At 64.7% G+C, this 10,616-nt stretch carries 7 protein-coding genes; 3 read left to right on the forward strand and 4 right to left on the reverse strand.

From position 1 onward, the window contains the following. Nucleotides 1–174: 174 nt before the first annotated feature. Nucleotides 175–1,653 (reverse strand): protein adenylyltransferase SelO, encoded by a 1,479-nt coding sequence (locus tag AC630_RS38680; protein WP_074123616.1) that lies wholly within the window; start codon nt 1,651–1,653, stop codon nt 175–177. A 195-nt stretch (nt 1,654–1,848) separates the two neighbouring features. Here AC630_RS38680 and aspS point away from each other — a divergent pair, with 195 nt between their 5' ends. After that, nucleotides 1,849–3,621 (forward strand): aspartate--tRNA ligase, encoded by a 1,773-nt coding sequence (gene aspS / locus AC630_RS38685; protein WP_074123617.1) that lies wholly within the window; start codon nt 1,849–1,851, stop codon nt 3,619–3,621. Nucleotides 3,622–3,826: 205 nt separating this feature from the next. Here the strand turns inward: aspS and AC630_RS38690 are convergent, their stop codons facing one another. Next, nucleotides 3,827–5,794 carry an aq_1923 C-terminal domain gene (locus AC630_RS38690; RefSeq protein ID WP_074123618.1) on the reverse strand — a complete coding sequence of 656 codons (1,968 nt, stop codon included), beginning with the start codon at nt 5,792–5,794 and terminating at the stop codon, nt 3,827–3,829. A 245-nt stretch (nt 5,795–6,039) separates the two neighbouring features. Between AC630_RS38690 and AC630_RS38695 the strand changes: the two genes are divergently transcribed. Beyond that, nucleotides 6,040–8,349, forward strand: a complete 2,310-nt coding sequence (locus AC630_RS38695; protein WP_074123619.1) for an NADP-dependent malic enzyme — start codon at nt 6,040–6,042, stop codon at nt 8,347–8,349. A 299-nt stretch (nt 8,350–8,648) separates the two neighbouring features. Beyond that, nucleotides 8,649–9,101 carry a DoxX family protein gene (locus AC630_RS38700; protein WP_074123622.1) on the forward strand — a complete coding sequence of 151 codons (453 nt, stop codon included), beginning with the start codon at nt 8,649–8,651 and terminating at the stop codon, nt 9,099–9,101. A gap of 84 nt (nt 9,102–9,185) precedes the next feature. Here the strand turns inward: AC630_RS38700 and AC630_RS38705 are convergent, their stop codons facing one another. Together AC630_RS38705 and AC630_RS38710 are read right to left on the reverse strand one after the other, a co-directional pair. Continuing rightward, the gene (locus AC630_RS38705; protein ID WP_074123620.1) at nt 9,186–9,740 is read right to left on the reverse strand and encodes a dihydrofolate reductase family protein; all 555 of its coding nucleotides are present in this window, start codon (nt 9,738–9,740) and stop codon (nt 9,186–9,188) included. A gap of 7 nt (nt 9,741–9,747) precedes the next feature. Further along, nucleotides 9,748–10,616 (reverse strand): polysaccharide deacetylase family protein (locus tag AC630_RS38710; protein WP_074123621.1); only part of this gene is annotated, 869 nt, incomplete at its 5' end.

A 10,616-nucleotide genomic window follows, 5' to 3' on the forward strand; every position in this document is an offset into this window, starting at 1 on the left:
CCGGCTACGGGCCGCCCCACCGCCACTCCGAGGCCAAATTCGTCCAACATTCGAATACGCCGTGTAAGGTGGGCGCAAAACAGATACTTGCCCAGCCTCGAAGCGAAACCCATCGCCGGCACGATAGAACGAGGATGATGGGTTTCGCTTCGCTCTACCCATCCTACGAATTCCTCACGTCCCGCAAAACGTCTGCAACACCCGCTGGTCCGGCAACGGCGGATCGGCGTAAGCCGCGTACCCCGGCTGGTCCGCGTACGGATTCGCGAGCACCTTCACCAGCTCTTCGAACGGCGCGTAATCGTCGTTGTTCATCGCGGCCTGGATCACCGCTTCGACGCGGTGGTTGCGCGGGATGAACATCGGATTGACGACGTGCATGGCGGCCTGCCGCTCGGCCGCGCTTTGCGGCTCCAGCGCCGTGCGCTCGCGCCAGCGCTTGGCCCAGTCGTCGAAGGCTGAGGGGTCCATGAACTGGGCGCGGGCGTCGGCGACGCCAGACTCATCGCCTGCGGCATCGCTTAGCCTGCGGAAGGTGAGGGTGAAGTCGGCCTGGTTCTTCGCCATGGCGTCGAGCAGGTCCTGGATCAGCGCCTCGTCGCTGTCGCGCGCCGTGAACAGGCCGACCTTCTTGCGCAGGCCCGCCTGGTAGGCCTCGGTGAAGCTCTCGGCGAATGCGCCAAGGATTTCCTGTGCCTCCGCGACCGCCTTCTCCTGGTCGTCCGAGAACAGCGGCAGCAGGCATTCGGCGAGCCGGGTCAAATTCCACAGCGCGATGCGCGGCTGGTTGGCATAGGCGTAGCGGCCCATCTCGTCGATCGAGGAGAACACCTGCGCCGGATTGTAGGCATCCATGAAGGCGCAGGGGCCGTAATCGATGGTCTCGCCGGAGATCGACGTGTTGTCGGTGTTCATCACGCCATGGATGAAGCCGACCAGCAACCAGCGCGCGACGAGATCGGCCTGGCGCGCGACGACGCCGGCGAGCAGGGCGTGATAAGGCCGCTCGGCGGTGAGCAGCTCGGGGTAATGACGGGTGATGACGTGATCGGCGAGCCGGCGGATCGCATCGGTGTCGCGGCGAACGGCGAAGAACTGGAAGGTGCCGACGCGGATATGGCTCGAGGCGACGCGCGTCAGCACCGCACCAGGCAGCGCAGTCTCGCGGATGACGTGCTCGCCGGTGACGACGGCGGCAAGCGAACGCGTGGTCGGAATGCCCAGCGCGAACATCGCTTCACTCACGATGTATTCGCGCAGCACCGGGCCGAGCGCGGCGCGGCCATCGCCGCGGCGGGAGAATGGGGTCGGGCCCGAGCCCTTGAGCTGGATGTCGCGACGAATGCCGTCTCTGTCGATGACCTCGCCGAGCAAAATCGCTCGGCCATCGCCGAGCTGGGGCACGAAGTGCCCGAACTGGTGTCCGGCATAGGCCATGGCGATGGGATCGGCTCCGGCAGGAACCGTCTTCCCGGCCAGTATCCCGGCGCCTTCCGAAGTCTCCAGCAGGTCGGGATCGAGCCCGAGCTGGACCGCCAGCGGCCGGTTCAGCTTGATCAGCCGGGGCGCGGCAACGGGGGTCGGCGCGACGCGGGCGAAGAAGCTGTCCGGCAGTGCCGAATAGGAGTTCTGGAAGGGGAAATGAACCGTCATGGCCCTAAAGATAGGCGGGGAACGCCTGATGGCAAAGGCTTGGGGCCTAATCGGCCAAAAATGGGCGCTCCGGGCCCAAAACAGGGCGTTCCCTTGGTTGCCGCCCCCGGCCTCGTCGGGTAAACCCTGCCGCAACTTCGGACCGGCTGTTTCGGCCGTCCGATTCGATCCTCCGACATTGATTTTGGGACGACCATGCATCGCTACCGGTCACATACATGCGGCGCGCTCCGCGAGAGCAACATCGGCGAGACGGTCCGCCTTTCAGGCTGGGTCCATCGCGTCCGCGACCATGGCGGCGTGCTGTTCATCGACCTGCGCGACCATTACGGCCTGACCCAGTGCGTGGTCGATCCGGACTCGCCGGCGTTCTCGCTGGCCGAAAAGCTGCGCTCGGAATTCGTAGTGCGGATGGACGGCAAGGCCCGTCGTCGCCCCGAAGGCACCGACAATGACGATCTGCCGACCGGCAAGATCGAGATCTATGTCACCGAGATCGAGGTGCTCGGCCCGGCCGGCGATCTGCCGCTGCCGGTCTTCGGCGACCAGGAATATCCTGAAGACATCCGCCTGAAATACCGCTTCCTCGACCTGCGCCGCGAGAAGCTGCACCAGAACATCATGACGCGCGTCGCGATCATCGATTCCATGCGCAGCCGCATGAAGGGGCAGGGCTTCTTCGAGTTCAACACCCCGATCCTGACCGCGTCCTCGCCGGAAGGCGCGCGCGACTTCCTGGTGCCCTCGCGCATCCATCCCGGCAAATTCTACGCGTTGCCGCAGGCGCCGCAGCAGTACAAGCAGCTGCTGATGATGTCGGGCTTCGACCGCTACTTCCAGATCGCGCCCTGCTTCCGCGACGAGGACCCGCGCGCCGACCGCCTGCCGGGCGAGTTCTACCAGCTCGACATCGAGATGAGCTTTGTGACTCAAGAGGACGTCTTCGCGGCGATGGAGCCGGTGATCACGGGCGTGTTCGAGGAATTTGCCAAGGGCAAGCCTGTGACAAAAGGCTGGCGGCGGATTCCGTTCGCCGAAGCGCTGCGCAAGTATGGCAGCGACAAGCCGGACCTGCGCAACCCCATCGAGATGCAGGACGTCTCCGAGCACTTCCGTGGCTCCGGCTTCAAGGTGTTCGCGCGCATGCTCGAAGACCCGAAGAACCAGGTCTGGGCGATCCCAGCTACGGGCGGCGGTTCGCGCGCGTTCTGCGATCGCATGAATTCGTGGGCGCAGGGCGAGGGCCAGCCTGGTCTCGGCTACATCATGTGGCGCGAGGGCGGCGAGGGCGCAGGTCCCCTGGCAAACAACATCGGGCCGGAGCGCACCGCTGCGATCCGCACGCAGCTCGGTGTGAAGGAGGGCGATGCCGCCTTCTTCGTTGCTGGCGATCCCGACAAGTTCTGGAAGTTCTCTGGCCTTGCCCGCAACAAGGTCGGCGAGGAATTGAATCTCACCGACAAGGAGCGGTTCGAGCTCGCCTGGATCGTCGACTTCCCGATGTACGAGTACAACGAGGACGACAAGAAGGTCGACTTCTCGCACAACCCGTTCTCGATGCCGCAGGGCGGCCTCGATGCGCTGAAGGGCCAGGATCCGCTGACCATCAAGGCGTTCCAGTACGACATCACCTGCAACGGCTACGAGATCGCCTCGGGCGGCATCCGTAACCACGTGCCGGAAGCGATGGTGAAGGCGTTCGAGATCGCCGGCTATGGCGAGCAGGAGGTGGTCGATCGTTTCGGCGGCATGTACCGCGCCTTCCAGTATGGCGCGCCGCCGCATGGCGGCATGGCCGCGGGCGTGGATCGCATCGTGATGCTGCTCTGCGGCACCACCAACCTGCGTGAGATCTCGCTGTTCCCGATGAACCAGCAGGCCATGGACCTGCTGATGGGCGCGCCGTCGGAACCCACAACCAAGCAGCTCCGCGAGCTGCATGTGCGGGTCAACCTGCCGCAGAAGTGAGCTGAGCCGGTTTTCGGTCTCGTGCCCCGGACGCAGCGCAACACTTCCCTGGCGATGCGAAGCATCCTCCAGTCAGCGGTGCGCTGCAGAGCCGGGGCCCACGTCTCAGCGCATACCGGCCTTTCTGGGTCCCGGCTCTGCGTCGCGTCATTTCATGCCGCGTCGCGTCCGGGACACGAGATGGAAATCGGCTCAGCAGCCGTGCTTACAGCCCCGTCGACGCCTCGATGCGGAACTGCGCCAGCGCGACGATCGGCTCGCTGTTCAGGGCATCCACGAGCTGAAGCACCGGCACCTTGCCGAGTGGCGTCAGCTTGATGGTGAGCGTTTGCCCTGACGTCGCGACGAAGTCGGCAAGCGCATCGACTGCCGCCTTGGCATCGAGGTTGGCGGTCGTGATCTTCTCGCCCTGCGCCCGGGTCATCTCGACGATGGCGCTGCGCGCGGCGTCGCGGCTGATGTTCTGCGTACGTGCAAACTGCGCCACGATCAGATCGACGACGCCGCTGTCGCGCAAGGAAAGCTCGATCGCGCCGGTCTCGATCTGCGCCGCCTGACCCATGGCCTGCACCGGGTCGGCCGTGAACACGCCACGCGGCACATTGGCGAGCGCGAAGCGTGCCTGCGCCCTGGCGAGATTGCCGAGATTGATGGTGGCTGGCGCAAACGCAAACGCGCCCGAGGACTCCGTCCAGGCGGCGCCGAGATCGAGGTCGATCGCGAGCTTGTCGACGCCCGCCATGATAAGCGGTCGCTGCGCCGGATTAGAGGGATCGGTGGGGGTCACCATCTTCACGACCAGATTGGCCTTGCTGGGGATCGATCCGATCAGCTGGCCCCAGTTCAGGCTGATCGTGTCGATGGTGACGAGCTGCCGCGTGTTCTTGTAGGGCGCGACCACACCCTTGATTTCGGCGCCTTCGAGCACGCGGAACAGGCCGAGTATCTGATCCGGCGCGGGCGCCTCTCCGACGTTCGTGAGGCCTGCTGCCCAACGCAACAGATTAGCCGTGCTGAAGGACTTCAGGGCGAAGCGCTCCATCTTGAACTGCCCCTGCGGGACCGGCGCATCCAGGCCCTCGACCGCGAATTCGCCCTCGCGGTACCTGATAGCGTTGATCCTGGCCGTCCCTTGCGGCGTTCCCATCGACATCTTGCCGATCTCGACCTTGCCGACGCGAAGGCCTTCGTAGAAGCCGGCGAGCTTCTCCATCATTTCGCGCGATTGTGCCGGCGTCGGAGGAGCCGACCGATCCGCCGGCAGGAGTGCAAGAATCTCGGTCGGCCGGAATTTCGACGGCTGCACCGCGACGTCCTCGAAAGTGATTCCCTCGATGTCCATCCGCATGCCCTGCGCCGATTTGAGCACGTAGGGGCCGACCGAGATTTGCCGGTAGACACGGTGGAAGCTGTCGTCACTGGTCTTGGGGTCGAGCGCGGCGGCAATCGCGGTCGCATCAAAGTCATTGACGATGATGTTGGAAAGATCGCCGGTCAGCTTGTCCTGTTTGCCCAGCTGCTTCACGTCGACCGTGAAGACGGCGTGGTCTGCCTTCATCGCATCGATCTTGCCGTGCTTCAGATTCTGGATCTCCAGCCCGGAGTACGAGAACTCGGCGCTGCCGATGGCGCTGCTGCCCGCATCGAAGGTCATCGACAGCGCCGGGGCCGTGAGCGACGATGCCGAGACGCCTGCGTACTGATCGAGCACATAGCGGTACATCTCGATCAGGGAGCCGTCCGCTGGCGCATTTCCGGCGTGAATGGGACCTGCGTAGTCGCGCATGGTCAATTGCGGGACCTTGTAGGAGGCCTTCACTTTCGCCGGGCCGACCTGGTCCAGTCTGACTTCGAAATCCCTGATGTCGATGCTATCGGCCGAAAAGCTGATATCGTCGATCAGGCGAACGCCCGTGCCCTTGATGCCGGCGATCTTGATCTGCGCCTGCGGCTGGCTCTCGGGAGCGACCGCGATGTCCTCGACCGTCAGCGTCCGGCTCATCACGTCGAAGGCCACCTTGCCGTGGCTCGCCTTGTTGCCGTGGCTGCGGATTCGGTCGAAGGCGGCCTCGACTTCGGCGGTGGCGCGATGTTTTGCGTAGAGGTTGAAGCCGAACCATCCGCCCACGGCAAGCACGCCAAGTGCGATCAGGCCGATCAGGATTCGCTTCATTCCCAGCTCCAGTTGCTCGTTTGCACTGCGCAAGCTGCCATATTCGCGAAGCGCCGTGCGGTCCAGGGAAAGCTATAGCTATCAAATATTTGACCGGGCGCCCTGTTGATGGGGCCGCAATCGGATGTTGCCACCGAGGCGCCCGGCGTGCTTCATCCCGTTTCCATGGCCCGGAAATACCGTCCGCTCGGGCGGCCGCTCCGGATCTTGCATTTTGAGGCCGGTAACGCGAGGCGAGACACCGCATGTCGTCCTATTCTGATGATCTCCACCAGGCGGCGCTGGCCTATCACCGTCTACCGCGCCCCGGAAAGCTCGAGATCCAGGCGAGCAAGCCGCTCGCCAACCAGCGCGACCTCGCGCTTGCCTATTCTCCGGGCGTTGCCGCCGCCTGCACCGAGATCGCGAAGAACCCGGCGGAAGCTGCGACGCTGACGACCCGCGCCAACCTCGTTGCGGTGGTCTCCAACGGCACCGCGGTACTCGGCCTCGGCAATATCGGCCCGCTGGCCTCCAAGCCCGTGATGGAGGGCAAGGCGGTCCTGTTCAAGAAATTCGCCGGCATCGACGTGTTCGACATCGAGATCGCGGCCGACACCATCGACCGCGTGGTCGAGACCGTGGCGGCGCTCGAGCCGACTTTCGGCGGCATCAATCTGGAAGACATTCGCGGACCGGAATGCTTCGAGATCGAGACTCGGCTGAAGGAGCGCATGAAGATCCCGGTCTTCCATGACGACCAGCACGGCACCGCCATCATCGTCGCCGCCGCCATCACCAATGGCCTGCGGCTGAACGGCAAGAAACTGTCCGACGTCAAGATCGTGGCGTCGGGGGCAGGGGCGGCCGCGCTCGCGACGCTGAACCTCCTGGTGTCGATGGGCGCGCAGCGCAAGAATATCTGGGTCTGCGACATCGACGGCCTCGTGCATGAGGGCCGCAATACCTCGATGGACCGCTGGAAGGCGGTCTATGCGCAGAAGACCGACAAGCGCACGCTCGCCGATGTCATCGGCGGCGCCGACATCTTCATCGGCCTGTCGGCACCGGGTGTGCTCAAGCCGGAGATGGCCAAGGCGATGGGCGACAAGCCCCTGATCATGGCGCTTGCCAACCCGACGCCGGAGATCATGCCGGAGGAAGCGCGGAAGGTGCGCCCCGACGCCATGATCTGCACCGGCCGCTCCGACTACCCGAACCAGGTCAACAACGTCCTCTGCTTTCCCTTCATCTTCCGCGGCGCGCTTGACGTCGGTGCCAGCGCGATCAACGAGGAGATGAAGCATGCCGCCGTCGAGGCCATCGCGCAGCTCGCGCGCGAAGCGCCATCGGATGCGGTCGCGCAGGGCCTTGACACTGGCGAGACGCAGGGCTTCGGCCCGGGGTCGCTCATCCCGAGCCCGTTCGATCCGCGCCTGATCCTGCGCATCGCGCCGGCTGTCGCCAAGGCCGCGATGGAGTCGGGTGTCGCGACGCGCCCCATTACCAATTTCGACGAATACACCGCGCTGCTCGAGCGCTTCGCCTTCCGCTCCGGCCTCGTCATGAAGCCGATGTTCGCGAAGGCCAAGACCCAGCCGGTGCGCGTGATCTACGCCGAAGGCGAGGACGAGCGCGTGCTGCGCGCCACCCAGGTCGTGCTGGAGGAGAAGCTGGCGCGGCCGATCCTGGTCGGCCGTCCTTCCGTCGTGGAGGCGCGGATCAAGCGTTTCGGCCTCTCGATCCGGGCCGGCAAGGACTTTGACCTCATCAATCCCGAGGACGATCCGCGTTACCGCTCCTATGTGCAGTCCTATGTCGAGGTCGCCGGTCGCCGCGGCGTGACGCCGGATGCGGCGCGTACGGTCGTGCGCACCAACAACACCGTGATCGCGGCGCTTGCCGTGGTGCGCGGGGAGGCGGATGCGATGCTCTGCGGCGTCGAGGGGCGCTACATGAGCCACCTGCGCCATGTCCGCGAGATCGTCGGCTTCTCGCCGGGGATCAGCGACTATGCGGCGCTCGCGTTGATGATCACGAGCAAGGGCGCCTATTTCCTCACCGATACTCAGGTGCGGCCCAATCCGAGCGCGGAGGAGCTGGCCGAGATCGCGGCGCTCGCGGCGCTCCACGTCCAGCGCTTCACGCTGAAGCCGAAGATCGCCTTCGTGTCACATTCCGATTTCGGCAGCTACGACACGGACTCCTCGCGCAAGATGCGCCGGGCCACCCAGCTTCTGAAGGAGAAGCACCCGGAGATCGAGGCCGACGGCGAGATGCAGGGCGACACCGCGCTGTCGGCGGCGGCGCGCAAGCTGGTGCTGCCGCACTCCAAGCTCGAGGGCGAGGCCAACATCCTGATCATGCCGAACCTCGACACCGCCAACGTCGCCTACCAGATGATCAAGGCACTGGCGGATGCGCTTCCCGTCGGCCCGATCCTGATCGGCCCGGCGCGCCCGGCGCACATCCTGACGCCCGGCGTGACCGCGCGCGGCATCCTCAACATGACCGCGGTCGCCGTGGTCGAAGCCCAGGAACGCGCCGCACGGCAGCAGCCGACGTTGTTTACGTAGCTGCTTTACGCCTTCGAGGAGGCTTTTTGAGGGGCCGGCCGCCCCGTGAACTCGTCATGCCCGGGCTTGTCCCGGGCATCCACGGTCTTGGTACCGGGACAAGCCCGGCCATGACGCCGAGAGCGCAGGGGCCATCCTTGTCACTCTTGGTTCGATTCCGCTAGAGAGCGCCAACCGTTCAACGCGCCGCCCATTTTGAATTACTTGCAGTTCTCCATTTCCCCGTTTGAAAACCGCAAACGGAGTCTTCATAATCCCCCCAAGCGTCCCGCGCTTTGAGCTTTGCCAAGAGGCCGATCATGCCAGCGTTCGTGACTTTCGGGCGGATCCTGTTCGCCGTGCTGTTCATCTACACGGGCGCGACCAAGCTCTTTGCCATCCAGGCGACCGCCGATTTCATCGCCACCAAGGTCGTGGTGCCTGACGTCATCGAGCCCTACGCCAAGCAGGTCGAAACGGCGACCGCCATGACCACGCCGCAGTTGCTGGCGATCGCGGTCGGTGGGCTCGAGATCATCGCGGGGCTGATGATTGCGTTGAATTTCGGCGCGCGCTTCTTTGCGATGCTGCTGATCGTCTACGTCGCGGTCGCCACTGTCCTGTTCTACGATTTCTGGAACCAGGTGCCGCCTGACAACGCCAAGATGCTGGTCGACGCGCTCAAGAACCTGTCGATCATCGGCGCGCTGTTCATGATCATCGGTTATGGCCGCGCCACGCGCCCGGTCGAGGCGGCCTATGGGGACGTGTAGGTCTCCCAAGGTGCGTTCGGCTAAGGCGTAATCCACCGCTCCCCGACCGCGATGTGAGTGAAGAGGCCGGCGGTTACGCCGGCGCTAACCCACCCTGCGCCAGGCCGTGACCGTAACGTCATGCGCTGCATCGAGCGTATACGGTGCGCCGGGCTTCATCCCATGCGCCGCCAGCACCTCATGCGGCGTCCGCTCCGGCACGCCGACAAAGCAGCCTTCACCGCCAGGCAGGCGCACATGCGGCGCCTCCGACAGCCAGAATGTGTCGTAGCGGTCCATGAACATGTCGAACACGACGGGGCCGCCGATGATTGCGACGGTGCCGGAAGCCACGTCAGCAAAGGCGCGGGCCTCCTCGAAGCTCGCATGATCCGGATTCCACAACGTCGCGTTTGGCATCTCCGGATCGACGGTGAGCGCCTTGATCTTGCGGGTCAGGATCAGCCGCTTGCGCTTCGGCGAATTCGGCTGCTGCTCGTGCGAGTGCCGGCCGTGCACGATCAATGCGGCGCGGTCGAGCGCCTGCTCGAAGAACAGCTTGTCGCCTTCGAACTTCAGACTGTCGGGCATGACATGGCTCGCGTCGGCGAGCATGCCGTCCGCGGAGACGATGACGTAACCTTCGAAGCGGAAAGACAATTGCCGGCTATTCGGAAACGGTCGTCACCACGGAATTGACCGGGCGCTGGCTCACCGTCGGTAGCTTGACGTCCTTGAGCAGCTCCTGGTCGTATTCGGGCAGCGTCGAGACTGGTGCCTTGGCGCGCATTGCCACCACCTTGTAGCCGCCGGCCTTGAGGCGGTTCAGGAGCTCGGGCAGGGCCTCCGCGGTATGCTTCTGGAAGTCGTGCATCAGGATGATGCCCTTGCCCTTGCTGTCGAGCTTCTTCATCACGGTGTCGATCACCTTCTCGGGCTTGGAGGCCTTGAAGTCAAAGGAATCGAGGTCGCACGAGAAGATCGCGATGTTGCGGGTGCCGAGATAGGTGACCATCTCCGGCGGATGCTGCAGCGCAGGGAAGCGGAAGAACGGCGAGGGCGAGATGCCGCCGAGCGCCCATTTCACGGCGCTGAAGCCCTTCTCGATTTCGTCCTTTCTCTGCTGCTCGGTCAGCTTCTTGTTGTTGAGATTGGCGTGCGACCAGGTGTGCGCGCCGACGGTGTGGCCGGCGGCGTAGACCTGCTTCAGGATCTCAGGCTCATAGGTCGAGTGTTTTCCGATCGGGAAGAAGATACCCGTAGTGCACTGATCGGCCAGCGCCTTCAGCACAGCCGGCGTGTTGTGCGGCCATGGACCGTCGTCGAAGGTCAGCACCACCTCGTGGTCGCGCAGGAAGTCGAGCTCCTTGAAGTGCTCGAAGCCGAAGCCGGGCCCGCCGGTGGTGTCGATCTCGACGGTGCGAGCGACGCCGAGCGCATTCGGGTTGTTACAGGCGGCGCGCGCCGGCTGCGGCGCTTGTTGCGGCGGGGGTGGATTGACGGAGCCCGCTTGCGCTGGCGCTGCGGCAGGAGCGG

Source organism: Bradyrhizobium sp. AS23.2, from assembly GCF_001908185.1.
Taxonomy (GTDB): domain Bacteria; phylum Pseudomonadota; class Alphaproteobacteria; order Rhizobiales; family Xanthobacteraceae; genus Bradyrhizobium.